The organism is Saliniradius amylolyticus, from assembly GCF_003143555.1.
Classification (GTDB): Bacteria; Pseudomonadota; Gammaproteobacteria; order Enterobacterales; family Alteromonadaceae; genus Saliniradius; species Saliniradius amylolyticus.
Map to the genome: position 1 here is coordinate 1,914,886 of NZ_CP029347.1, position 26,042 is coordinate 1,940,927.

The window sequence follows — 26,042 nt, forward strand, 5'->3', positions numbered from 1 at the left end:
GTTGCACGCTCTTCCGGCTGCAAAAAGTTATCCGACTTGTCTGAACAAGTGCAATCACGCATAGTAGCGCGCCAAAAGTACTCTACACTAAAAAAACTATGATCAGCGTATTCGACATGTTCAGCATCGGCATTGGCCCGTCCAGTTCCCATACGGTTGGTCCCATGCGTGCCGCCAAGGCGTTTATTCAGGATCTTAAAGCTCAGGAACTATTCCAGCGCACCGATAAGGTGAAGGCGGAGTTGTGTGGTTCACTCGGCCAAACCGGTAAAGGACACGGCACCGGTAAGGCAGTGATCCTTGGCCTGTTAGGTCATGATCCGGAAACCGTGGATGTGGATCAGGTGGATGCCATGCTTGAAGAGGTAGAAGACAGCCAGACGTTGTCGTTGGGTGGTGAGAAATCGATTCGCTTTCCACGACAGGGCGCCATCGTATTTCACCGCCGTAAGACCCTGAAATTGCACGCCAATGGCTTGATTCTCCATGCTTATGCGGGAGACGAGCTGCTTTTCAGCCAGACCTACTACTCCATCGGCGGCGGCTTTATCATTAAAGAAGAAGACTTTGAGGATGAGAAGGTCACGGCTTTGAAACACGCCGAAAAGCCCGTGCCATTTCCCTTTGAAACCGCTGCTGAACTGGTCGGTCACTGTAAAGATAACGGCATGCGCGTCAGTTCACTGATGCTCAAAAACGAGCAAGTCTTCCAGCCCGAATCTGAGGTGCGCCAAAAACTGGCTGAGATCTGGCAAGTGATGCACGCGTGCATCAACAAGGGTTGTAACACCGAAGGTATTTTGCCTGGCGGGCTCAAGGTCCGCCGGCGCGCGCCGGATCTATTCCGCCGCCTGCAAAACGAGAAAAATGGCGATGCTATGGCCGCTATGGACTGGGTTAACCTCTACGCGCTGGCGGTTAACGAAGAAAATGCCGCCGGTAGCCGGGTAGTGACCGCGCCCACCAATGGTGCGGCAGGCATCATTCCGGCTGTACTGTGCTATTACCACAACTTCGTGCGCCCGGTGGACGACGATACCGCTTGTCGTTATCTGCTCACCGCTGCCGCCATCGGTATACTGTACAAGAAAAACGCTTCCATTTCCGGCGCCGAGGTAGGCTGTCAGGGAGAAGTGGGCGTGGCCTGCTCCATGGCTGCCGGAGCCCTGACCGAAATACTCGGCGGTAGTGTACTAGCGGTGGAAAACGCCGCCGAAATCGGCATGGAGCATAATCTGGGCCTGACCTGCGACCCCGTAGGTGGTCTGGTGCAGGTGCCTTGCATAGAGCGCAATGCCATGGGCGCCATCAAAGCTATTAATGCGTCAAGACTTGCTCTGCGCGGGTCCGGCGAACACAAAGTCTCACTGGATAAGGTCATCAAGACCATGTGGGACACCGGCAACGATATGAAGTCTAAGTATAAAGAAACGGCGAGAGGTGGTTTAGCGGTTAACATTATCGAATGTTAACCCAACCTCGAGCCGCTTCTTTACCGAACATGGAGGTTCGGCCATGGGATTGAAGCCAAGCAAAATCACACTTTTGCGCTGGCTGAAAACCCATGAACATGGCGATAAGCAGGATGCGCATCGCCAGAAAACAATCAACGGCGAGAGGTGGTCTGGCGGTCAACATCATTGAATGCTAAACACCTCCTCGGGTTTCGGTTTTATCTGTGAGTAAAGCCGTTTCTTTCCCTGACCACGGACGGTCAGGCGACGACCTGTTAAGCAGCAAAACCACGTTTTTACGCCCGCAACAGGTTGCCGGAGAAAGGCGCACAGCCGGACGCGGAGCGCCTAAAAACAGTCAACGGCTCGTGGAGGCTTGGCCGTTAACATTATCGAATGTTAAAGCCGTTTCTTTACCGAACACGGAGGTTCGGTCTAACCTGCTGCTTTCTGTCAACTTTCCTTATCAAGTTAAGTCTTTTGTTCTAAAGCAAATCATTCGTTTTTTACTGTTTGGCGGTTTTTCCTGATCTTGCATATAGTTTGAGCTGGTTGTCAGGGAATCTGCCCCATGCTTGAGCTCATTCACAGTCATCCTTTCTATGAACTCACCACCCTTCTGGTTATGGCCGCGCTTATCGGCCTCGTTTGCCTGCTATTGCGACAGCCAATGATCGTCGGCTTTATCGCCGTGGGTATTCTGGCTGGTCCCGGTGTGTTCGACGTGGTGCAAAACCAGCAAAGTATCCAGCTACTGGCCGAACTGGCCATTGCCGTATTGCTATTTTTGGTGGGACTCAAGCTCGACATCAAACTGTTTAAAACCCTGGGAACGGTATCGCTAGCCACTGGTCTGGGTCAGGTTATTTTCACCTCGGTTATTGGCATGGCAATTTGTCTGGCGCTGGGGATGGACTGGGTCACCTCCGCTTATGTGGCCGTAGCACTGACCTTTTCCAGCACCATCATCATCGTCAAGCTGCTGTCGGACAAGAAAGAGGTGGATTCCCTGCACGGGCAAATCGCCATCGGATTCCTGATTGTGCAGGATCTGGTGGTGGTGTTTGCCATGATCAGCCTGTCAGCCATGGGGCAAAGCGCCACAGAAGACCTCCATCCGTTACTAAGGGTGGCTGTCAGCGGTATCGGTTTGGTGTTGGCCGTGTTGCTGTTCAGCCGTTATCTGGCCAAGCCCATTTTGCATCAGGTCGCCAAGGTGCCTGAACTGTTACTGGTGTTCAGCATCGGCCTGGCGGCCTTACTGGCGTCCTTAGGCGATACTTTGGGACTCAGTAAAGAGCTGGGTGGTTTGCTGGCCGGCATTGCTCTGGCATCCACGCCTTACCGGGAGTCCATCATTTCCAGGCTCTCTTCATTAAGGGATTTCCTGTTACTGTTTTTCTTTATGGCGCTGGGCACCCAACTGGACTTAAGCCTGCTGGGCGAACAGATGGGAGCCGCATTGGTCCTGTCACTGTTTGTACTTGTCGGTAATCCGTTAATTGTGGTGATCATCATGGGCTATATGGGCTTTCGTCGACGGACGGGATTCCTGGCGGGACTCACCGTGGCTCAAATCAGCGAATTCTCCCTGATTTTCGTTGCCATGGGCATCAGCCTGGGCCATCTCAACCAATCTACGCTCGGCTTAGTCACCTTAGTCGGGCTGATAACCATCGCCTTGTCGGTGTATATGATCACTTATTCTCACTCCCTGTACGACAAGCTCGCGGCTCTGCTAAAACCCTTCGAACGCCAGCATCCATTTCGGGAAGAAGCCTACGAGGCCGACCCAGTGCACTATAACCGCCACTACGACGTGGTCGTTTACGGCTTAGGCCGCTTCGGTTCAGAGCTTGCCGAGTCGCTGCTTAATACCGGACTGACCATCGCGGTGGTGGACTTCAATCCGGATATCATCCAGCGCTGGCGAAACAGACAGGTGGATGCCTTTTATGGCGATGCCACCGACCCGGCACTCCTGGACTATTTGCCGGTTCTCGGCGCGCGCTGGATTATCTCGACTCTCCCCGGCAGCGCCCATCAGTTAGGCCATAATGATCCCAGAATTGCCCTGATCCAGGCCCTGAAGCATCACCAATACAGCGGCAAAATCGCGGTCACCAGTTATCACTCAACAGAAAAAGACAAACTATGGGCCGAAGGTGCCGATGAAGTGGTGATGCCATTCAGCGTGGGCGCTGAACATATTGCCAACTGGCTCAAACAACCTAATAGAAAGGATTGACAGGAGAATAGCCATGATTCGATTTAAACACATTCTGTTTGTATCCACCCCTGAGAGCAATCAGGACAATGCCGTGGCGATGGTCAAACGTTTCGCCGGCAAGCTTGACGCTAAGGTCACCCTGCTGACGGTACTGACACCCAGCACCTCTTTGTTTGGTTTGTCAGAAGGCCTGGATGCGCTGATGCAGGAACAGGCAGAGCACAACGCCAGGACGCAACTATCGGCACTGGCGGGTCACTTCGAAGACGCTGGCATTGAGGTCGCAATTCAGGTGCTGTGGGGGAATACTTCAGAGCAGGCCAGTCTGTGTGCAAGGCAACAGGCCATCGATTTAATCGCCATCAGCGCTACCGTTGAGCACTCCTTGCAAGGATACCTGTTTGGCACCACCGCCATGCAACTGATCCGGCGCTGTCCGCTGCCGGTCTGGGCCATCCACAAGGACGCCAGGATGCCCAAGCGCTTATTGTCGGCCGTTGATCTGCAGGCCGAAACGCCACAAACCGATGCCTTGGCCAGACGTCTGATTGACACAGGTATGACACTTGCGGACCAGTTAAATGCGCAATTTCATCTTGGTTGTGCCTGGGCGCTGGAAAACGAGGGCTACCTACAGATCCGAGGCGGTATCGATGAAGCGGACTTTGAGCAAATCAATCAACGTCTGGAGCGTAAGCTGGAATCGCGGATGCAGACTCTTCTGGACGACACCGACGAAGCTTCAGCGGCAGAGGTGCACACCCACCTCAGGCATGGTTCGCCCGTCAGCACCCTTACCGGCATGGTTACCGAGTTACATATCGACCTGATGATTATTGCCAGCCTCAACCGCAAGGGCGTGGAGGGGCTGCTGATCGGCAATACGGCAGAGACCTTACTGCAACGCACCCCCTGCTCTATATTGGTTATCAAACCTCAGGCTCCTGAACAGACCGGACCAGAAACAAAAGAGCCCGGCTAAATTAGCCGGGCTCACTGCAATAATCGGACTGGCCCTTATTTCACTGGCAGAGTGAGATCCTTAAACATCTTCTCGATGTCCTCATTGGACTTCTGCATCATGGCTTTTTCCACCACATCCTTGGTCAGGTGCGGGGCAAAGCGCTCGATAAACTCATACATGTAATTACGCAGGAAAGACCCTTTGCGGAAGCCTATCTTGGTAGTGCTGTACTTAAACAGATGACTGGCATCGATTTTCACCAAATCCTCGTCCAGATCCTCATTCACCGCCATTGACGCGATCACCCCAATACCAACACCCAGACGCACATAAGTTTTAATCACATCGGCATCAGTCGCGGTAAACACAATTTTCGGCTCGTAACCGGCCTTTTTAAAGGCCTCATCCAGCTCTGAACGGCCGGTAAAGCCAAACACGTAAGTCACCAGCGGCTCTTTGGCGATATCATCAATGGTGATGGAAGTCTTCTTAGCCAGGGGATGGTCCCGATTAACGATAATACTGCGATTCCAGTGGTAGCAGGGCAACATTACCAGGTCGTTATAAAGATGCAGAGCCTCAGTGGCAATGGCGAAGTCGGCTTCGCCCTTAGCGGCCAGGTCACTGATCTGTGAGGGCGTCCCCTGGTGCATATGCAGGGACACTCTGGGATATTTGCTCATAAAGCCTTTTATCACATCGGGCAGCGCATAGCGGGCCTGAGTATGAGTTGTGGCGATATTCAGTTTTCCTTGATCCGGCAATGTGTGCTCGCGCGCCACCGCTTTAATGCTCTCTACCTTAGCCAGGATCTCTCGAGAGATATTGATCACTTCCTGCCCGGCCTCGGTCACATGAGTCAGATGCTTACCGCTGCGACCAAAGATCTGAATCCCCAACTCGTCTTCCAGCATGCGCACCTGTTTACTGATCCCTGGCTGGGAGGTGAACAGGTTCTCCGCCGTGGCGGACACATTCAGGTTATTGTTGAGCACTTCGACAATGTAACGCAGTTGTTGTAATTTCATCCTGAGGTCTGACTCTCGGTTATGTGGTGATTCCCATTATAATATTTAAATATACTGACAAACACAGTCATTCCATATAATTTTAGGAAATCCTGTTGTCAGTTTGGATAATGACAGGAAAAATGTGGCGAATAAAGGCCACTATTGATATAAAACCATATGATAGTTAATAAGTTAGCGTCGCTATGCATGACAGTTCGGACCAAATAGACTTCTCGTCGGTACTTGCCGCTGGGGTCCACGACATGAAAAACTCCTTGTGTCTGCTCTTGCAGTCCATCGAGAGCCTGAACGAACTGGTCCCCAAAGACGCGCCTGAAGCCAATGAAAACCTGGCTCGACTGCACTACGAAGCATCCCGGGTCAATACCGGCCTAATGCAGTTGTTATCACTGTACCGCGCCGAGAAACAGCGCCTGCCACTGAATATTGATGAACACGTTCTGGAAGATGTAGTGGACGATATCATCGCCACTCATGAAGGTTACATGCACAACCGCGGGCTCAGTCTGGAGGTGGAGCAGCAAGATCCGGAATTGACCTGGTTTATGGATGCGGATCTGGTTATCGTGCTACTCAATGATATTCTGGTTAACGCCATGCGCTATTGCCGCAAACAGATAAAGCTGACCACTTACGTCGAGGACGATCAGCTGTGCTTTCTGTTGGAAGATGACGGCGATGGCTACCCGGAACAAATGTTAAAAGCGGGCACCGCCGATATGCAGCACTTTGATATCAGCAGTGGCCGAACCGGTCTGGGCTTGTTTTTTGCCCGGATGATCGCCTCCGCCCATCAAAACAATGGCGTGCGAGGCAGTATTCAAATGGAAAACGGCGGCAGCCTGGGCGGCAGCCGATTTTTATTAAAGCTGCCCTAGGGCAGCGCCGCTATATAATGTAGAGACTTAAAAAGTGACCAGCTTATGTTTGCCATAATTATTGGACTGATTGTCGCGCTTATCATCGTGGCCGTCGTTATCAACGCAATCCAGCAACACAAAGAACAGGTGGAAGCCGAACGACGGGCGCAAAGTCAGAAGTTAAAGCTCGTCATCGATGAAACTGAAGATGCGCTGGCCGCTGCGGCTTATATCCCGGTGTCCAATAAATTACTTAAGGTGTTGCACAACCGGGTGTTGAATGCCCTTAAATCCATGCAGGACGTTAACCCCAAAGCCATGGACATCAAGAACCGTATCAAGGATGCCGAAGAGCGCGTATCGTCGATTAACGAGGACGAACCGCCACCAGCGGAAACTAATTTCACGATTCCGGAAAACGATAAACAGGTCATCACGCTGATTCAGGGCATTAAGAAGATTCGCACCATGCTTCGCGCCGAGAACAGCAAAGGCAAAGTCGACCCGCATGTGTTTAGCGAAGAGGACAAACGCCTGGACCGCATGCAACTGCGAGTAAATGTGGACACCCTGCTGCGTCGCGGTAAAGCCGCGTTAAGTGGCAATATGCTCGGTTCGGCTCGTCAATATTTTGAGAAAGCGCTGGTTGCCCTAAACGCACAGGCCGTTGCCAACGAATACACCCAGGCACGGCATCAGGAGATCACCGATTTATTGGAAGATATTAACTCCAGCCTGCGGGATGCCAACGCCGCCGACCGCGCCAGACAACGAGAAGAAAATAAAGACGAGCTGGACGAATTATTTGCCCCTAAGAAGAAGTGGTAAGCTGAGCCTGCCAGTCATAGGCGCTCAGTAGTTCCATACAGGCCTGAGCCGGTATCGAAATACTGGCTCGGCTACGCCGAAACACCCCGACTCGCCGTACCCCGGACCCCTTCTCCATTGGGCGGCACTCCAGGCCTCGGCGGGTCATCTCCCGCTTACACAACGCCGGGACCACTGCCACTCCCAGACCCGCAGACACCAGCTCCCCCACCGTGGAGAGCTGACTGGCTTCCGCCACCGGCGAGCTCTGCACACCGACATTTGCCAAGGCCCGATCACACCAGCTCCTAAGCGCTGAGCCCCGGTTCATCGCAATATAATGATGTTCGGCTAGGACTTCCCAGCCAAGCCGGTCTTTTGCACACAAAGAGTGGGCCCTGGGCATAATCATCAAAAATTCGTCATCAAATAGGGGGGTAAACTCCATCCCCTCGGCGCGCTCCGATTCAAAGCTGACCCCCAGTTCTGCCCGCCCCTTCTGCACCGACTCGATGACCCGTTCCATCACCACATCCTGTACCGTTAAATTTATCTGCGGCCAACGCCGGTGGAAGGCCGACAGTACGCCGGGCAACAAACTATTGGCAAACGACGGCATAGCGGCAATCGTCAGCTTACCCCGCTGCATGGCGAACAGGTTGTGCAGGTCACTGAAGGCTTCCTCCCAGTCATGCAGCAATCGCCGCGCCACTGGTAAAAACGCCTGCCCCTCGGGCGTCAGACTCACGGATCTTTTGGTGCGACTGAACAGCCGTCCGCCAATATGCTGTTCAAACTTACCCAAGGCAATGGATAATGCCGGTTGGGACAGGTGCAAGCGCTCGGCGGCCTCGGCAAAGGAGCCACTTTGTGCCAGTTGCACAAACACCTGCAGTTGCCGATGGGAGATTGCAGACATAAATTATTTTTATTAAAAGCTAAATTAAATCAATTTTACAAAAAATACACATTATCCAATACTTGTTCAACACTTACCCTGTCTGACAATAATAATAGGAGCAATCCCATGTCAGGATTTAATAAGGTTGTTGCCAGCTATGACGAGGCCATGGCCGGTCTGAAAGACGATATGACCATCATCGCCGGTGGCTTTGGGCTGTGCGGCATTCCCGAAGGGCTGATCGCTCAGATCCAAAAAATGGGCACCAAGGGTCTGACCGTGGTCTCCAATAACTGTGGTGTGGACGGCTTTGGCCTGGGCCTGCTGCTGGAAAAGCATCAGATCAAGAAGATGGTGGCCTCTTACGTGGGCGAAAACGCCCTGTTTGAAAAGCAGCTATTAGACGGCGAATTGGAAGTGGAACTGACGCCTCAGGGCACACTGGCCGAGAAGATGCGCGCTGGCGGCGCAGGCATTCCAGCTTTTTATACCGCCACCGGCTACGGCACACCCGTAGGCGAAGGTAAGGAAGTGCGCGAGTTTAACGGCCGCCCCCACATCCTGGAAGAGTCGGTGACCGGCGATTTCGCCATCGTCCGTGCCTGGAAAGCCGACACCATGGGCAACTGCATCTACCGCCATACGGCGCAGAACTTCAATCCCATGGCCGCCACCGCCGGTAAGATCACCGTGGTGGAAGCCGAAGAAATCGTCCAGCCGGGCGAGTTGGCTCCCACTGAAATTCAAACGCCGGGCATCTATGTGGATCGCGTGATCCAGGGCCAGTTTGAAAAACGCATCGAACGCAAAGTCACCCGCGACGCATAAAGGAGAACAACAATGGCACTAACCCGTGAACAGATTGCCATGCGAGTGGCGCAAGAATTTAAAGACGGCAGCTATGTGAACCTGGGCATCGGCATTCCGACCCTGGCCGCCAACTATGTCCCCGATGGCGTTGCGGTAATGCTGCAATCGGAAAACGGCCTACTCGGCATGGGCCGCTACCCCACCGAAGATGAAGTGGACGCCGATATGATCAACGCCGGTAAAGAAACCGTGACCGCCTCCGTAGGCGCGTCGATTTTCAGCTCGGCGGAAAGCTTTGCCATGATCCGCGGCGGCCATGTGGATTTCACCGTACTGGGTGCTTTCGAGGTGGACTGCAACGGTAACATCGCCTCCTGGATGATCCCCGGCAAGCTGGTAAAAGGCATGGGCGGCGCGATGGATTTGGTGGCCGGTGCCAAGAACATCATCGTCACCATGACTCACGCCGACAAACACGGTAACTCAAAGCTGCTTAAAGAATGTAAGCTGCCGCTGACCGGGGTTAACTGTATCACCCACATCATCACCGATCTGGCGATGCTGGAAGTCAAAGAAGGCGCCTTCCATCTGGTAGAGCGCGCACCGGGTGTATCCGTGGATGAAATCCGCGAAAAGACCGAAGGCGAACTGGTGGTTAACGGCGATATTCCGGAGATGCGTATTTAACCCCCTTTTACTTCTATAGTTGGGAGGAAGCATTGCCGAACACAGACACGCTGTGAATCCGTCCATGGACGCTCTTCTTCGACGTCCTGTCTCACAAGGTCTGCTTATCGACAATGCTTTCGCCCGATACATTCCCATCATTACCACTCCCCCGGCGAATCACTTTTACCCCAGCGCCCTTCGCGCGTATAATTGGCCTAACTTTCGCGTAACGGACACCTTTCTTGCACTTTTCTGAACTGCCCCTCGATCATCGCCTGACCCAAACTCTGGAGCGTAAAGGCTTCGAAGAAGCCACCGAGATCCAAGCCAAAGGCATTGCCCCGGCGCTGCAACATAAGGATCTTATCGTCTCTTCCAAGACCGGCTCCGGTAAGACACTGGCCTACCTGATTCCGGCCATTCAACGGGTGCTAAGAACCAAGGCGCTGAGCAAGAAAGACCCCAGAGTGCTGATTCTGGCCCCCACCCGCGAACTGGCTAAACAGGTGTTTTCCCAGCTTAAGAGCCTGACCGACGGTATCGGCCTGAAAAGCGCACTGGTACTGGGCGGCGAAAACTTTAACGATCAGGTTAAAGCCCTGCGCAAGGACCCTCAATTTGTGGTGGGCACGGCCGGGCGCATCGCCGATCACCTCAAAGACCGCAGCCTGTTCTTAAACGGGCTGGAGCTATTGATTCTGGACGAAGCCGACCGCATGCTGGATTTAGGCTTTAGTGAGCAGCTCAAGGCCATCGACGCCGCCGCTGACCACCGCAAGCGCCAGACCCTGATGTATTCAGCCACCCTGGATAACGCTGAACTGCACGAGCTGACCCGTGAGATGCTCAACGCGCCCCAGCGCATTTCTTTGGGTGCAGCCGGTGAAGAGCATAAAGACATCGAGCAGAAGTTTATCTTTGCCGATCATATCGAGCATAAAGAGGCCTTGCTGAACGCTCTGCTAAAACAGCAACACTTTCAGCAGGCGATCATCTTTACCGCCACCCGTGAAGATACCGACCGCCTCGCCAAGTTAGTGAGCGAGCAAGGTTACAAGAGCATGGGCCTGTCCGGTGAGCAAACCCAGGCGCAGCGCAGCCACATTATGAGTGAGTTCAGCCGCGGCCACTTTAAAATTCTGGTGACCACCGATGTGGCCTCGCGCGGCCTAGATCTGCTCAAAGTGTCTTTAGTGGTCAACTTCGACCTGCCAAAACAAGCCGAGGAATACGTCCACCGCGTCGGCCGTACCGGCCGTGCCGGTAATCAGGGCAGCGCCTACTCCTTTGTTGGCCCCAAAGACTGGAATAGCTTTGTCGCCATTCGCGACTTTATTCACCAACAGCCGGAATTTACCGAGCTAGACGGCCTGGCCGCCAAATTCAGCGGCTTTAAGGCGAAACCCAATAAGCGCACCGGCAAATGGGCCAAAGCCTCACAGAAAGGCGCTCAGGGTAATAACGGCAAGACAAAACAAAAGAAACCGGTCAAACGCATCAACACCTTCGCCGGTGAGGATGTGGGCGATAAGCCGCTGCTGATTAAGAAAAAGCCAAGGCCGAAACCCGAGGAAGAGTAACTATTTCGGTTACCGCCAGCCTCCAGATGGTGGCTGACAAATGGCTATCATCCAGTGTTGATAGCCCCCCTCTAAACAAGTTGAACCCAAGCATTTAGACCCCTTCCAGGCCCTCAGCAAAACTAACAATAAACTCTAAGCCGACAAAGCAAAATGTGACGGCAACCGCACCGAGTAACATAAGGTCACGGTTGTTTTTCTTATAGCCAACTATCGTTAATGCGATAACGCTTTAATGAGAGGCGAGCGCGAAGCGCGAGTCCTGCACGACCAGCGGGAGCGCCTTGCTCGATTGAATTGTTAGGCATGAACAACCCCCTCAATCATGAATACATTTTCAAATGCCTCTTTTCTTTGTCTTTCTTCGATTTTTATGCCAGCTTGAGAAAGCACTTCGTTTTCATGGCCATAATCAGAATCATTAAAATCGACACAAGCTCTCAGTTTTGCGTTCGACTCTAGCCTTAATATGTAAATGAATATCTGCTTGCCATTTGGCTGATGATTATGATGTTTTTTGGCGTGCCAAAAGGCATATCCCGGATGAGTCGAAAATGATACTGGCTTGATTTCGTGCTTGATTTGTTTGGCTCCACCATGAAAGAGTACGCACTTGTCATTTACAACAATACCACTTTGTATAATTTTTGAATTCAACGTGTGCCAATCGGTATCAGAAAAAGAATCACTTTTTTGCCTATATCGATCAAAAACCGTTTTCAAATCCTTTGCCGGTACCACCGCTGAAAGTAATTTATAATAAACACTCTCCTCAATCTCTCGATTGATTTTCCGTTCTTCATCCGCTTTATTCAATAAGTACTGAAAATATGCTGTAGCGAGTCGGTTGATGTCCATAGTTGTTGTCTAACAGCTTTTTATATTAAATTCTGGTTAAACCGCAGAGGACTTGAAGGGGCTATCAGCATAAAATCTCCTTATTTTTTAATATCCTGAGTCCATCCGGTCCCTGCCAGCGTTTGGATTGGCTTTGGGGAAAGCGAGAACCGGGTTTAGTCGGGTCTGTGTATAAACATAAGCTAATCGCATATGCTCAGTGATTCAAGAGGTTAGAACGTCTGCCTTTGGAGAAAGTAAGAAGTCGGTCGCTCACACTCACTCCCTGTTCGTCTACGCTCGATTTTCTTGGTCATCGGCTATCCATGCCTCTGCCCAAGTCCAGCTTCGGCATCCCTTGCCTTCGCGTTCAAACCTAAAATCGCTGCGCGCTCCCGCGATTTTTAAACGGTTTTCACCCCTGAAATTTAACCCACTTTTTCCGGCGCCTGCCCGCCACAGGGTGTTTTAACGGGCCGGTTGGTGCAAGACCTTGGTTTTCGTGATTATTTTGGAGACCCTGAGACAGGCTCAGGGTGGCTCTGGTGGTTAGGTTTAATCCCTGTCGCTTTGACTTTCCCTTACCGTGCCAAGGCTCAATCGAACGCGAAATCCTGGACGATTTCGCGAGGCGATAGCTTTGCAGGATGCTACCTTGAGCCGGTTCGATGCTGTAAGAGCCTTGGTTCGGCAAGGTTCCCGGAAAGTCAGGAGCGACCTAAGACCTTTTCGCCCCTTTTGGGTCTTTCTAAAAGGGGCGGCACGCCAGGGAATGGCGTGTCGTATTGGGCAGGGAGGCCAAAGGTGGAATCCACCTCAAATTCAGTATCTTGGCTACTCAGTAAAAACTAAAAGGACTAGGCCCCAGCCTTCGCCGGGGCGACGAGGGGGTATGCAGGGTACTCGCAAAAGAACTGGGCCCCGAACCAGTTTTGGGGTGGCAGCTCACTTAGGCTCCACAAGTAATATCGGCAATGGCCCCCTGATCGAGTCATGGGTCACCAAATGCGATTTGGCGATGGAGTAGCCAAAAACAACAAACCCGGCTCAAGGCCGGGTTTGGTTAATTAAGAAACCAGAAAGCCCTGATTACAGTTTGCTTTCCAGCTCGGGCAACACCTCAAACAAATCTCCCACCAGGCCGTAATCGGCCACCTGGAAGATAGGCGCTTCTTCATCCTTGTTGATGGCCACGATCACCTTGGAGTCTTTCATGCCCGCCAGATGTTGGATGGCGCCGGAAATGCCCACCGCGATATACAAATCGGGGGCGACAATCTTACCGGTCTGACCCACCTGCATATCATTGGGCACAAAGCCCGCATCCACGGCGGCACGTGAAGCGCCGATGCCGGCACCGAGCTTATCGGCAATTCCTTCCAGCAGCTTGAAATTGTCGCCGTTTTGCATGCCACGGCCACCGGAAATCACCACCTTGGCGGCAGTCAGTTCGGGACGCTCGGACTCGGTTAACTGCTCGCCCGCGAAACGGGACTTGGCGTAATCTTTTGCCAGATCCAGCGCCTGCACCTCGGCACCGCCGCCTTCGGCTGTATCTTCAAAGGCACTGGCGCGCACGGTAATCACCTTGATGGCGTCCGAAGACTGCACCGTAGCGATGGCGTTGCCGGCGTAGATGGGCCGCACAAAGGTATCGTCGCTGTCCACGGCGATGATGTCGGAGATCATATTCACATCCAGCAGCGCCGCCGCACGGGGCATAAAGTTTTTGCCCGTGGTGGAAGCCGCCGCCACAATATGGCTGTAGTCTTTACCCAGCTCCTGCACCAGGGCGGCTACCGGCTCGGCCAGTTGATGGGCGTAGTTGGCGTGCTCGGCGACGAGCACCTTAGCCACACCCTCATATTTTGCCGCCGCTTCGGCCATGGCCTGGCAGTTATCCCCAGCCACTAACAGGTGCAGCTCATCGCCCATTTGTCTGGCGGCACTGACCAGCTTGCCGGTCTCGGGTTTTAACGCCTGACCGTCGTGTTCTGCATAAACTAATACCGCCATTTAAATCACCTTCGCTTCGTTTTTCAGTTTATCCAACAGCTCATCCACGCTTTCCACCTTGATACCGCCCTGACGCTCTGGCGGCGGCGTGACTTTAAGTGTCTGCACGGTGTTTTTCAGCTCAACTCCCAGCTCTTCGGCGCTTAAGGTCTCCAGCGGCTTACGCTTGGCTTTCATAATGTTGGGCAACGAGGCGTAGCGAGGCTCGTTTAAGCGCAGGTCAGTGGTGACAATGGCGGGCATATCCAGCTCCACCGTTTGCAGGCCGCCGTCTACTTCACGGGTCACCTGCACACTGCCCTCGCCCAGTTCGACCTTGGAGGCAAAGGTGCCCTGCGGCCAATCTAATAGCGCGGCAAGCATCTGACCGGTTTGGTTGTTATCCGAGTCGATGGACTGTTTTCCCAGGATCACCAGCTCTGGCTGCTCTTTCTCAACCAGTTTTTGCAGCAGCTTGGCAACGTTAAGGGAGTCCAGTGCGTCTTCCTGCTCAATCTGGATGGCGCGATCGGCACCCAGTGCCAGCGCGGTGCGTAGCTGTTCCTGACAGGCTTTATCACCGATGGAAACCACCACCACCTCGTCGGCCTTGCCCGCTTCTTTCAGGCGTACCGCCTCTTCCACGGCAATTTCACAAAAAGGGTTCATGGCCATCTTGGTGTTGGCCAGATCCACCCCGGTGTTGTCGGATTTAACGCGGACCTTGACGTTGTAGTCGATCACGCGCTTGATAGGGACCAGTATCTTCATGTTATTACCACCTTTCAGTGTTTTTTGTGCCGCCTTTACAGGCGAATTTTGAGCTAAAGTTACTTTCTGTTGACGTAAACGTCAACCCAATCTACCCTTGTGCCACCGTTTTTATTTACATACTTTTAAAGTATATAGACCAAGTTTGTAACTGTTTGCATACAGCTAAGGGGGCAGTGTGGAAAGAGAATCCATGGAGTTTGATGTAGTCATCGTCGGGGCCGGTCCGGCCGGACTGGCTACCGCCTGTCGATTGGGCCAACTGGCCAAAGACAATGATCAGGAACTGATGATCTGTGTGGTCGAAAAAGGCTCCGAGGTGGGTGCCCATATCCTGTCCGGCGCGGTACTGGACCCTAAGTCGTTAAATGAACTCTTTCCTGACTGGGAGAAACGCGGCGCACCACTGAATACCCCGGTCACCGAAGATCACATCTACCTGCTCAAAGACGACAACAAGGCCAGCAAACTGCCTGGCTTTGCCGTGCCAAAGACGTTGCATAATCAGGGCAATTACATCGTCAGCATGGGTAATGTCTGTCGCTGGCTGGCCGAACAGGCCGAACAGCTAGGCGTTGAGATCTTCCCCGGCTTTGCCGCTGCCGAAGTGCTGTATAACGAAGACGATCAGGTCGTGGGTGTGGTAACCGGTGATATGGGTGTCAGCGCCTCCGGTGACGAAAAAGACAGCTTTATGCCGGGCATGGAGCTAAAAGCCAAGTACACCATTTTTGCCGAAGGCGCCCGGGGCCACCTGGGCAAAGATCTGATCGCCCATTATCAGTTGGATAACGACAGCGATCCGCAGCACTACGGCATCGGCTTTAAGGAAATCTGGGATGTGGATCCGGACAAGCACCAGCCAGGTTTGGTGGTACACAGCGCGGGCTGGCCGCTGGATGACGCCACCGGTGGTGGTTACCTGTACCACGCCGAAAACGGCCAGGTGTTGGTGGGTCTGATCGTGGATCTTAATTATGCCAACCCTTACCTGAGCCCCTTCGATGAATTTCAGCGCATGAAGCACCACCCGGTGTTTAAGCAGTACCTGGATGGCGGCAAGCGAGTGTCTTATGGGGCCCGGGCCATTGCCAAGGGCGGCTATCATTCGCTGCCCAGGATGACCTTCCCTGGCGGCCTCTTGGTGGGCTGTGAGGCTGGCACCCTGAATGTGGCAAAAATCAAAGGTAATCATACGGCCATGAAATCCGGTATGCTCGCCGCAGAGTCGGTGTTTGAGGCTCTAAAGGACGGCAAAGAGCAAACCGAACTGACGCAGTTCACCGAACAGTTCGAGCAATCCTGGCTTTATAACGAACTGTACTCCTGCCGTAACTTTGGTCCGGCCATGCATAAGCTGGGGCAGTTCTGGGGAGGCGCGTTTAATACCATCGACCAGAACTGGTTTGGCGGCAAACTACCGGTCAACTTCCATGATACTCAACCTGATTACGCTGCCATGCAGACAGTGGAGCAGGCAGAGAAGATTGATTACCCCAAGCCGGACGGCAAACTGAGTTTCGATAAGCCCTCGTCGGTATTCTTGTCGAACACCAATCACGAAGAGGATCAGCCCTGTCATTTGCAACTGAAAGACAGCAGCATTCCGATTCAGGTCAACCTGCCGAAGTACGCCGAACCAGCCCAGCGCTACTGCCCTGCCGGCGTGTATGAGGTAGTAGAAGACGATAATGGCGAGAAACAATTTCAGATCAACGCGCAAAATTGCGTGCATTGTAAGACCTGTGATATCAAGGATCCCAGCCAGAACATCAACTGGGTGGTGCCTGAGGGCGCTGGCGGGCCAAATTATCCTAATATGTAAACTCTCCCGCGCTGGCGTCGCTCGTCAGCGCGAGTTTCTCTTCAGACATACCTAAGTATCGAATATTACTATTAAATTTACGCGATATCCGATCGCTTAAACTACACTGAAAAACAGTTTAGCTAGACAGGATATCTTATGGAGATCATCGGACGGCTTCTTGATGGGAGCTTAATGCCTCATGGACATTGTCTGCTGTGGCGCGGCGATCTCTTGCTGATGCATGTTGGCGGCGACCTGCTCACCACCCTGGCCTACTTCACCATTCCGATAGCACTGATTATTCTTGTCAGAAAACGCGACGATCTGGAATTCGACAGTATCTTTTTAATGTTCGCCGCGTTTATCTTCCTCTGCGGCGTCACCCATCTGCTGTCGCTGGTAAACGTCTGGCACGGCTACTACTTTCTCGAAGGCATCGCCAAGAGCTTAACCGGCCTTGTGTCAGTGGCTACCGCTATCATGATTTGGCGCCTGATTCCAAAGGCCCTGGCGATTCCCAGTAATAAGACCCTGAGAGAAAAAAACCACCAGCTCGACGCTGCTCATCAGGAGCTGATCAACTTAAACGCCTCACTGGAGCGTCAGGTCAAACAGCGTACTTTGCAACTGGAGAAGCTGGCCAGCACCGATCCCTTAACCAATCTGGTCAACCGCCGCACTATTGTGGCGACGCTGGAAAGTGAGATGGAACGTGCCGAGCGTTACGATGTGGCCTTGAGCATCATTATGATCGACATGGACGACTTTAAACGGGTCAATGATGAGCATGGCCACCTGGTGGGCGATAAGCTATTGCAAACCGCCGCCAAGGGCGTTCAGCAATTCATTCGCAAAACCGATCGCGTCGGGCGTTACGGTGGTGAGGAGTTTTTGGCCGTCGTTCCGCACTGCGATGCTGATAATGCTGCACGCCTGGCCGAGCGCATCCGATACAAGATGGCGACGATATCCATTCCTTTAGAATCTCGTGAGGCGCTGCAGACCAGTTGCAGCCTGGGTGTCGCCCAGTATCAACCTGGCTGGGATATGAACGAGTTTATCGACTACGCCGATAAGGCTCTCTATAAGGCAAAACATTCCGGTAAGAATCAGGTTAGTGTTTATAGCTCTGAAACAAAAAACGGCGCTGAATAGCGCCGCTTTAATGAGTCCTTCACTGACTCAGACTAAATATACTCGACTTCGGTAATCTCATATTCCACCACACCGGATGGTGTCTTAATCGATACCACATCGTCCAGCTCTTTACCGATAAGCCCCCTGGCAATAGGAGAATTCACCGATATCAGGTTACTCTTAATATCGGCCTCATCATCCCCCACGATCTGATATTTGATTTCCTTATCATCATCCAGATCCAGCAAGGTCACCGTAGCACCGAAAATCACCTTGCCGTTATTCGGGATCTTCGTGACATCGATGATCTGCGAGTTAGACAATTTAGCTTCGATGTCCTGTATCCGTCCTTCGCAGAACGCCTGCTGTTCACGGGCCGCGTGATACTCGGCGTTTTCCTTGAGGTCACCATGTTCACGGGCCTCGGAAATCGCCTCGATAATCTGAGGCCGCTTCACGGATTTCAGCTCATTGAGCTCTTCGCGCAGCATGGCCGCGCCCTTTGCAGTCATTGGTATTTGTTGTTGCATCTTAACTCACTACCCGTTTATGTAAGTCCTGTACCGAATTTGCTTTAGCTCTGTCATCGGCTTCCTGTGCATTCATAGTGGCAAAAGCTGCGTTTAAGGTGGTGGTATAAATCACCTTATTCAACAACGCTTCGCGACGAATGTACACAGAGTCATTAATGGCCTGGCGTCCTTCGGTGGTATTGACAATATAGCTGTATTCGCCGTTTTTGATCGCATCCACAATATTGGGACGACCTTCGGCCAGCTTATTGACCACGCCGCAGTCTACGCCAGCCTCATTCAACACATCGGCGGTACCCTTGGTGGCTTCGAGAGTGAAGCCGCTTGTGATCATTAACTTAGCCAACTCAATCACGCGCTCCTTGTCGGTACCCCGCACTGACAACAGTGCCTTGCCCTTCTTCGGCAAAGGCGTTCCTGCGCCCAGATTGGCCTTAGCGTAGGCTTCCTCGAAGCTCTCACCCACGCCCATCACTTCACCGGTACTGCGCATTTCTGGCCCTAAGAGTGGATCCACCCCCTGGAACTTCGCAAAAGGAATCACCACTTCTTTAACCGAGTAATACGGGGGAATCACTTCCTGAGTAATGCCCTGCTCTGGCAAACTTTGGCCTGCCATACAGCGGGCAGCGATCTTAGCCAGAGGCACACCGGTTGCCTTAGACACAAAGGGGATGGTGCGTGCTGCACGGGGGTTAACCTCAATCAGATAAACCTCGCCGTCCTTGACCGCAAACTGGGTATTCATCAGTCCCACTACGCCCAGCTCACGAGCCATGTCGATCACCTGTTGACGCATCACATCCTGAATCTCTTTGGACAGTGAATGCGGAGGCAATGAGCAGGCCGAATCTCCCGAGTGTACCCCGGCTTGTTCGATATGCTCCATAATGCCGCCAATAACCACATTCTCGCCATCGGACACCGCATCCAGATCCACCTCTATCGCGTCATCCAGGAACCGATCCAGCAGTACAGGCGAGTCGTTGGAGACTTTCACCGCTTCGTTCAGGTAGCGTTTCAGATCTTTGATGTCATAGACGATTTCCATTGCCCGGCCACCCAATACATAAGATGGACGCACCACCAGCGGGAAGCCGATACGCTTGGCTTCTTCCAGGGCCTGATCGATGTTCGTCACAGTCGCATTGGCAGGCTGTTTCAGGTTCAGCTTATGCACCATCTGCTGGAAGCGCTCGCGGTCTTCGGCGCGGTCGATAGCATCGGGCTCGGTACCGATAATCGGCACACCGGCGGCTTCAAGAGCGCGAGCCAGCTTCAGCGGCGTCTGACCGCCAAACTGCACGATGACCCCTTTAGGCTGTTCGACACGCACGATTTCCAGCACATCTTCCAGCGTTACCGGCTCAAAATACAGGCGGTCTGAGGTGTCATAGTCAGTAGAAACCGTTTCCGGGTTACAGTTAACCATAATAGTCTCGTAACCGTCTTCACGCATCGCCAGTGAGGCGTGCACACAGCAGTAATCAAACTCGATGCCCTGACCGATGCGGTTAGGCCCGCCGCCCAAGACCATGATCTTATCGCGGTCACTGGGGTTCGCCTCACATTCCTCGTCGTAGCTGGAGTACATATAGGCGGTACTGGTGGCAAACTCGGCCGCGCAGGTATCCACGCGCTTGTACACCGGTACAATATTCATCTTGGTGCGGGTTTGACGAATGTCGCCCTCTGACACGCCGGTCAGTTCGGCCAGGCGGGCATCAGAGAAGCCTTTGCGCTTAAGCTGACGCATCATGGTCTCATCAATGCCTTTAAGGCCGGCCTGACGCACCGTTTCTTCCAGCTTGATCAGATCTTCGATCTGCACCAGATACCAGCTGTCGATGTTGGTCAGCTTAAACACCTCATCGACAGTCATGCCGATGCGGAAAGCATCGCCGATATACCAAAGGCGCTCGGCGCCGGGCTCACGCAACTCGCGCACAATCTTGGATTTGGCGTCCGGATCTTTCGGGTCCACCATTGGGTCGAAGCCATTACTGCCCTGCTCCAGGCCACGCATGGCTTTTTGTAAGGATTCCTGCTGGTTACGACCGATGGCCATCACCTCACCCACCGACTTCATCTGGGTATGCAGACGGTCATTGGCTCCGGCAAATTTCTCGAAGTTAAAGCGAGGGATCTTGGTGACCACATAGTCAATGGACGGTTCGAACGAGGCCGGAGTCTGACCGCCAGTGATCTCATTAGACAACTCATCCAGGGTATAACCCACGGCCAATTTGGCCGCGACCTTGGCGATAGGGAAGCCCGTAGCCTTGGAAGCGAGAGCCGAAGAACGAGACACCCGAGGATTCATCTCGATGATCACCATGCGCCCGTTATCCGGGTTCAAGCCGAACTGCACGTTAGAGCCGCCAGTTTCGACGCCGATTTCACGTAGCACCGCCATTGCCGCATCGCGCATGACCTGGAATTCTTTGTCGGTCAGTGTCTGCGATGGCGCAACGGTGATGGAGTCGCCGGTATGGATACCCATGGGGTCGAAGTTCTCAATGGTACAGACGATAATGCAGTTATCGTTTTTGTCCCGCACCACTTCCATTTCATATTCTTTCCAGCCGATCAGGGACTCGTCGATCAACAGCTCGTTGGTGGGGGATAAATCCAGACCACGGTGGCAGATTTCGTTGAACTCTTCCACGTTATAGGCAATCCCGCCGCCGGTACCGCCCATGGTAAACGAGGGGCGAATGATACAGGGGAAGCCAATCCGGCTCAGCACATCGTGGGCCTGCTCCATGCTCGTCGCAATTTCAGCTCTGGGGCACTCCAGGCCAATGTTGCGCATGGCCTTGTCGAACCGGTCCCGGTTCTCAGCTTTGTCGATGGCATCAGCGGTAGCACCGATCATCTCAACGCCCAGCTCATCCAGTACCCCATGGTTTTGTAGCTCCAGAGCACAGTTCAATGCAGTCTGGCCGCCCATGGTAGGAAGAATGGCGTCTGGCTGTTCTTTTTCGATTATACGTTTAACCACTTCCCAATGGATGGGCTCGATGTAAGTGGCATCGGCCATCTCCGGGTCGGTCATAATGGTCGCCGGGTTAGAGTTCACCAGAATCACCCGGTAGCCTTCCTCGCGCAACGCTTTACACGCCTGCGCGCCAGAGTAGTCGAATTCACAGGCCTGGCCGATCACGATCGGCCCGGCACCAAGAATCAGAATGCTTTTTATATCAGTACGTTTTGGCATGCTTATCCTCGATTACTTGCGCGCTTTAATTAGGTCAATAAAGTGGTCAAACAGGGGCGCCGCATCATGGGGCCCTGGACTGGCTTCTGGGTGTCCCTGAAAACCAAACGCAGGCTTGTCTTTGCGGTGAATGCCCTGAATGGACTGGTCGAACAATGAGATATGAGTCACTTCCAGATTGTCCGGCATGCTGTCTTCGTCAACAGCAAAGCCATGGTTCTGACTGGTGATCATCACGCGATCATTGGGAATGTCTTTCACCGGGTGGTTGGCACCATGGTGACCGAACTTCATCTTCTCACTCTTAGCGCCACTGGCAATAGCCAGCAGTTGGTGTCCCAGACAGATGCCGAAAATGGGTAAGTCTTTTTCCAGTAGCGTTTTAATGGCATCGATCGCATAGGTACAAGGTTCAGGGTCGCCCGGGCCATTGGACAGGAATACGCCATCCGGATTCAGCGCCAGCACTTCGTCCGCCGGGGTTTGTGCCGGTACCACCGTCAGGCGGCAGCCGCGATCCACCAGCATACGCAGAATATTGCTCTTGGCACCAAAGTCGTAAGCGACCACATGGTAAGGCAGCTCAGAATCCTGTTTCTCCGAGTGGCCTTCACCCAGCACCCAGCTGCCGCTTCGCCAGTGATGGGACGCCTTAACACTGACTTCTTTAGCCAGGTCCATGCCCTTGAGACCCGGGAAGTCTTTGGCTTTATCCAATGCCTCTGCCTCGCTGATATCGTCCCCCGCCATAATGCAGCCGCCCTGTGCGCCCGTGGTGCGCAGAATGCGGGTCAGGCGACGGGTGTCGATATCGGCAATGCCGAGAATATTACGTTGTTTCAGATAGTCCGACAGCGACTGCTGGTTACGGAAGTTACTGGCGATTAGAGGTAAATCCCGGATAACTAAGCCTTTGGCCCATACCTGACTGGATTCTTCGTCTTCATCATTGGTACCGGTGTTACCGATATGGGGATAAGTGAGTGTGACAATTTGTTCGGCGTAAGAAGGATCGGTCAGAATTTCCTGATAGCCGGTCATAGCTGTATTAAAGACCACTTCTCCTACCGCGACACCATCGGCGCCGATGGCTGTACCTTTAAATACCGAACCGTCTTCAAGAACCAAAAGGGCGGATTTACTCAAGTTAACCTCCTATTTGATACGCTGCGTTACTCTGGCTGACAACGTATATGGGCAACCCAAAAAAAACGGGAGTAAATAAGTGATTTACATCCCGTTTACTTGTCTTTGCGGACTCTGCAGCTCCCGATTTAGCGGCAGCCGGTCGAAATTTGGCAAATTCTTGACAGTATATATTAATGACTTAAATACGTCTATCCTGAATCACTTGTTATTATAAAATACGCCTTTAGTCGCTTATTCGAGTTAAAAGCGCTAAAACCTAACGTTTAGGTGAAGACACCTGGTTTTTCAAGTTACAGCCCGAGTACATCCTGCATACTGTAAAGCCCACTGGGCTTATCACTTAACCAACGTGCTGCCCGCACGGCTCCTTTAGCGAAGGTCAGTCGGCTGCTGGCCTTGTGGGTCAGCTCAATGCGTTCGCCGAGCTCAGCAAACAAAGCCGTGTGCTCACCGACAATATCGCCACCACGAATAGTGGCAAAACCGATTTCCTTTTGCGGTCTCTCGCCGGTATGCCCCTCTCGGCCATAAACGGCGCAGTCTTTAAGATCCCGACCTAACTCATCGGCAATGGCTTCCCCCATCGCAACCGCAGTACCGGAAGGTGCGTCTTTCTTATAACGATGATGGGCTTCCCAAATCTCAATATCCGCTGTTTCGCCCATGACCCGGGCTGTCTGTTTAAGCAGGTTTAAGAGTAAGTTCACCCCGACGCTCATATTGGCGGCAAAGACCACTGGCACCTGCTTTGCGGCCGCTTCCAGCGCTTGCTTTTGTTGCTCATTCAACCCGGTCGTACCGATAACCACCGGTTTTTGATGTTGAACGCACCAGGCCAGGTTTTGTTCCAGAGCTTCGGGCAGCGTGAAGTCGATCATCACATCGACATTGTCTGCCGCGCTATCCCATTGGTCAGTCACCGTCAGGCCACGCTGACCAATGCCGGCCAACTCTCCCACATCCATACCAGTCCAGTCAGAGCCACTACGTACCGCCGCCAGCGTTAGCTCGGTCGAAGTCTGCTCGTCAATAGCTTCGATCAGGACTCGCCCCATGCGCCCATTTGCACCAAAAATACCTAAATTAATCATACTGTTAGAAATCTCTCACCACTATTTGCTGATATTGTGCCTGAATGGGGCCAACAAATCAGTAGCCCTTTGCTCTAAGCTAGATGAGACGGCCATTACGGCAGGGGTTGACGAAAAATTCGCTGTAGTTCGCCGCTTTGACGGAGTTTATCCATGCTCCGATTGAACGCTTCGGCTACTGCAGGGTCCCATGCGGCACCGGGGTAAGAAACCTGCGGGAAGATATCGTTAATGACCAGCTTATCCTTACCGTGATACTTGTTGGCATAGTACTCCAACACATAACGCTCTCCGACAACCACTTCCACCCGATTGTTGAACAATAAGTCGATCTGACGCTTACGATCAGCCATCTCCATGTAATAGGCACTGTCAGTCACCGCGGTGAACGCTTGGCCTAACACATCCGTTGCCCCTTGATAGGCAACAATTTTCTTACCAAAGAGATCTTTCAGCTCATTAACATGTACATGGTAATCAGGATGAGTGGCGGCAACATCGTGAAACGGTAGGTATCGCTCGGTATATGTGGCTCCCTCGATATCAAAGGCCATAGGGCTGGCAAAATCCAGATCCTTATCCCGAAACTTTTTAACCAGACGCTTGTGAGTATAGACTTCAATGTCGACGCGGTAGCCAGCATCGGTAAGAGCCTGCTGCACTATCCGGTATTCGATTCCGGTCAACTTGCCTTCTTCCGTTGCATAAGCCCAGGGAGCTGAGTAATGCAAACCAATTTTCAATGTCGGCTGAGATTCAGCGCTGAGCGCCTGACACACTAAGGCTAATCCGAGTCCCAATAGCCACTGACGAAAGCCAGTCATGAAGTCCCCCACAACAGTAATGACTCTACTTTGACCTGTTTTATAACAAGAATCAACAAACATAGGCCTGATATACAGACACAAAAACGCCCCGGTAAAACGGGGCGTTTTTCAATCAATCGCTTACTTAACTGGTAAGATCATCGAAGAAGCGTTTCACTCCATCGAAGAACCCTTTTTCCTTAGGGCGATACTTAGCCGCTTCATCGCCGGTGCCCATTGAGTCATCAAGTTCCTTGAGCAGATCCTTTTGGCGCTGATTAAGGTTTACCGGGGTTTCCACCACCACCTTGCACATCAGATCGCCCTGGACGCCGCTACGAACCGACTTAACGCCCTTCCCACGAAGGCGGAACTGACGCCCAGTCTGGGTTTCTGGCGAAACCTTCAGTTTTACCTTGCCATCCAGAGTCGGCACTTCCACCTCTCCGCCTAAAGCAGCGGTAGTGAAACTGATAGGCACATCACAGGACAGGTTATTACCGTCACGCTTAAAGATGGGGTGCGGCCTTACATGGACCTGCACATAGAGATCGCCCGCCGGACCGCCGAGCTCTCCGGCTTCGCCTTCGCCACTTAAGCGAATGCGGTCGCCCGTGTCCACGCCAGCCGGGATCTTGACCGACAACGTCTTACTGCGCTCAACCCGGCCCTGGCCGTGACACTTGCGACAAGGATCGGAGATGATTTTTCCGCGCCCGGAACAGGTTGGACAGGTTTGCTGAACCGCAAAAAAGCCCTGGCGCATCTGCACCTGGCCCTGGCCGTGACAGGTAGGACAGGTCTTAGGACTGGTGCCCTTCTTAGCCCCTGAGCCATGACACTCCTCACACTCATGCAGGGCCGGCACTTCGATTTCTACGTGCTTGCCGCGAACGGCATCTTCCAGCGACATCTCCAGGTTATAACGCAAATCCGCACCCTGGCGAGCCTGGGACCGACGACGACCACCGCCACCGAAAATATCGCCAAACACATCGCCGAAGATGTCTCCAAAGTCTGCATGACCGGCCCCACCGCCACGATTCGGATCTACGCCGGCGTGGCCGTATTGATCATAGGCAGCGCGTTTTTGGGAGTCGGCCAGGATCTCGTAAGCTTCCTGGATCTCCTTAAACTTTACCTCCAGCTCTTTGTCACCCTTGGTACGATCCGGGTGATATTTCATCGCCAGACGTTTATAGGCCTTCTTTATTTCTCGCTCCGACGCATCCCGGGAAACGCCCAGAACTTCATAATAATCTTGTTTCGACATACCGGTTTTTACTCCGCTTATTCATCCTACTACCGGAACAAACGCGGGCGCTTGAGGTAGCCCCCTAAGCGCCCGACGTGTTACAGCTCTTGATAGTAAGCTGCTTTAGACCGACAA

21 protein-coding genes are annotated in these 26,042 nt (G+C 52.9%); 10 read left to right on the forward strand and 11 right to left on the reverse strand.

Going from position 1 to position 26,042, the window contains the following annotated elements:
• The first annotated feature begins 98 nt into the window (after positions 1-98).
• The 3 genes from HMF8227_RS08890 (at position 99) to HMF8227_RS08905 (ending at position 4,666) form a co-directional block, all read left to right on the forward strand.
• Complete coding sequence (locus HMF8227_RS08890) at positions 99-1,472, forward strand: L-serine ammonia-lyase (protein WP_109339849.1); 1,374 nt, start codon at positions 99-101, stop codon at positions 1,470-1,472.
• Between the two features lie 553 nt (positions 1,473-2,025).
• The gene (locus HMF8227_RS08900; RefSeq protein WP_109339851.1) at positions 2,026-3,702 is read left to right on the forward strand and encodes a cation:proton antiporter; all 1,677 of its coding nucleotides are present in this window, start codon (positions 2,026-2,028) and stop codon (positions 3,700-3,702) included.
• A 13-nt stretch (positions 3,703-3,715) separates the two neighbouring features.
• Positions 3,716-4,666 (forward strand): universal stress protein, encoded by a 951-nt coding sequence (locus tag HMF8227_RS08905; protein WP_109339852.1) that lies wholly within the window; start codon positions 3,716-3,718, stop codon positions 4,664-4,666.
• A gap of 35 nt (positions 4,667-4,701) precedes the next feature.
• On the opposite strand, the gene cysB is transcribed toward HMF8227_RS08905, so the two are convergent.
• On the reverse strand, positions 4,702-5,676 hold the full coding sequence (cysB, locus tag HMF8227_RS08910) for an HTH-type transcriptional regulator CysB (protein WP_109339853.1): 975 nt from the start codon (positions 5,674-5,676) through the stop codon (positions 4,702-4,704).
• Positions 5,677-5,861: 185 nt separating this feature from the next.
• Between cysB and HMF8227_RS08915 the strand changes: the two genes are divergently transcribed.
• Together HMF8227_RS08915 and HMF8227_RS08920 are read left to right on the forward strand one after the other, a co-directional pair.
• Positions 5,862-6,557 carry a sensor histidine kinase gene (locus HMF8227_RS08915; protein ID WP_109339854.1) on the forward strand — a complete coding sequence of 232 codons (696 nt, stop codon included), beginning with the start codon at positions 5,862-5,864 and terminating at the stop codon, positions 6,555-6,557.
• A gap of 45 nt (positions 6,558-6,602) precedes the next feature.
• Positions 6,603-7,367: a hypothetical protein gene (locus tag HMF8227_RS08920; RefSeq protein WP_109339855.1), complete on the forward strand. Its 765-nt coding sequence runs from the start codon at positions 6,603-6,605 to the stop codon at positions 7,365-7,367.
• Here HMF8227_RS08920 and HMF8227_RS08925 read toward each other — a convergent pair.
• Entirely contained in the window at positions 7,351-8,265 is a 915-nt protein-coding gene (locus HMF8227_RS08925) for a LysR family transcriptional regulator (RefSeq protein WP_109339856.1), read from the reverse strand. The genes HMF8227_RS08920 and HMF8227_RS08925 overlap by 17 nt on opposite strands.
• Positions 8,266-8,373: 108 nt before the next feature.
• Here HMF8227_RS08925 and HMF8227_RS08930 point away from each other — a divergent pair, with 108 nt between their 5' ends.
• The 3 genes from HMF8227_RS08930 to HMF8227_RS08940 all read left to right on the forward strand — a co-directional run bounded on the left by HMF8227_RS08930 (position 8,374) and on the right by HMF8227_RS08940 (position 11,306).
• Positions 8,374-9,075, forward strand: coding sequence for a CoA transferase subunit A (locus tag HMF8227_RS08930; RefSeq protein WP_109339857.1), 702 nt, complete (start codon positions 8,374-8,376; stop codon positions 9,073-9,075).
• Between the two features lie 12 nt (positions 9,076-9,087).
• Positions 9,088-9,744 carry a 3-oxoacid CoA-transferase subunit B gene (locus tag HMF8227_RS08935; protein WP_109339858.1) on the forward strand — a complete coding sequence of 219 codons (657 nt, stop codon included), beginning with the start codon at positions 9,088-9,090 and terminating at the stop codon, positions 9,742-9,744.
• 224 nt (positions 9,745-9,968) lie between these two features.
• Complete coding sequence (locus tag HMF8227_RS08940) at positions 9,969-11,306, forward strand: DEAD/DEAH box helicase (protein ID WP_109339859.1); 1,338 nt, start codon at positions 9,969-9,971, stop codon at positions 11,304-11,306.
• A 300-nt stretch (positions 11,307-11,606) separates the two neighbouring features.
• Here the strand turns inward: HMF8227_RS08940 and HMF8227_RS08945 are convergent, their stop codons facing one another.
• The 3 genes from HMF8227_RS08945 to HMF8227_RS08955 all read right to left on the reverse strand — a co-directional run bounded on the left by HMF8227_RS08945 (position 11,607) and on the right by HMF8227_RS08955 (position 14,909).
• Positions 11,607-12,164: a hypothetical protein gene (locus tag HMF8227_RS08945; protein WP_109339860.1), complete on the reverse strand. Its 558-nt coding sequence runs from the start codon at positions 12,162-12,164 to the stop codon at positions 11,607-11,609.
• A 1,068-nt stretch (positions 12,165-13,232) separates the two neighbouring features.
• A complete protein-coding gene (locus HMF8227_RS08950; protein WP_109339861.1) occupies positions 13,233-14,159 on the reverse strand; it encodes an electron transfer flavoprotein subunit alpha/FixB family protein in 927 nt (308 codons plus the stop codon).
• Positions 14,160-14,909 (reverse strand): electron transfer flavoprotein subunit beta/FixA family protein, encoded by a 750-nt coding sequence (locus HMF8227_RS08955; protein WP_109339862.1) that lies wholly within the window; start codon positions 14,907-14,909, stop codon positions 14,160-14,162. It abuts the gene before it with no gap.
• Positions 14,910-15,087: 178 nt separating this feature from the next.
• Here HMF8227_RS08955 and HMF8227_RS08960 point away from each other — a divergent pair, with 178 nt between their 5' ends.
• Both HMF8227_RS08960 and HMF8227_RS08965 read left to right on the forward strand, forming a co-directional pair.
• Positions 15,088-16,734, forward strand: coding sequence for an electron transfer flavoprotein-ubiquinone oxidoreductase (locus HMF8227_RS08960; protein WP_109339863.1), 1,647 nt, complete (start codon positions 15,088-15,090; stop codon positions 16,732-16,734).
• A 138-nt stretch (positions 16,735-16,872) separates the two neighbouring features.
• A complete protein-coding gene (locus tag HMF8227_RS08965; RefSeq protein WP_109339864.1) occupies positions 16,873-17,871 on the forward strand; it encodes a GGDEF domain-containing protein in 999 nt (332 codons plus the stop codon).
• Positions 17,872-17,903: 32 nt separating this feature from the next.
• Here HMF8227_RS08965 and greA read toward each other — a convergent pair whose 3' ends face one another.
• The 6 genes from greA to dnaJ all read right to left on the reverse strand — a co-directional run bounded on the left by greA (position 17,904) and on the right by dnaJ (position 25,925).
• Entirely contained in the window at positions 17,904-18,383 is a 480-nt protein-coding gene (greA, locus tag HMF8227_RS08970) for a transcription elongation factor GreA (protein ID WP_109339865.1), read from the reverse strand.
• Position 18,384: 1 nt separating this feature from the next.
• Positions 18,385-21,606: a carbamoyl-phosphate synthase large subunit gene (gene carB / locus HMF8227_RS08975; protein WP_109339866.1), complete on the reverse strand. Its 3,222-nt coding sequence runs from the start codon at positions 21,604-21,606 to the stop codon at positions 18,385-18,387.
• A gap of 12 nt (positions 21,607-21,618) precedes the next feature.
• Positions 21,619-22,752 (reverse strand): glutamine-hydrolyzing carbamoyl-phosphate synthase small subunit, encoded by a 1,134-nt coding sequence (carA, locus tag HMF8227_RS08980; protein WP_109339867.1) that lies wholly within the window; start codon positions 22,750-22,752, stop codon positions 21,619-21,621.
• A 293-nt stretch (positions 22,753-23,045) separates the two neighbouring features.
• Positions 23,046-23,846, reverse strand: a complete 801-nt coding sequence (gene dapB / locus HMF8227_RS08985; RefSeq protein WP_109339868.1) for a 4-hydroxy-tetrahydrodipicolinate reductase — start codon at positions 23,844-23,846, stop codon at positions 23,046-23,048.
• A gap of 95 nt (positions 23,847-23,941) precedes the next feature.
• Entirely contained in the window at positions 23,942-24,670 is a 729-nt protein-coding gene (locus tag HMF8227_RS08990; RefSeq protein ID WP_162558557.1) for a substrate-binding periplasmic protein, read from the reverse strand.
• A 127-nt stretch (positions 24,671-24,797) separates the two neighbouring features.
• Positions 24,798-25,925, reverse strand: coding sequence for a molecular chaperone DnaJ (gene dnaJ / locus HMF8227_RS08995; protein WP_109339870.1), 1,128 nt, complete (start codon positions 25,923-25,925; stop codon positions 24,798-24,800).
• Positions 25,926-26,042: the final 117 nt, after the last annotated feature.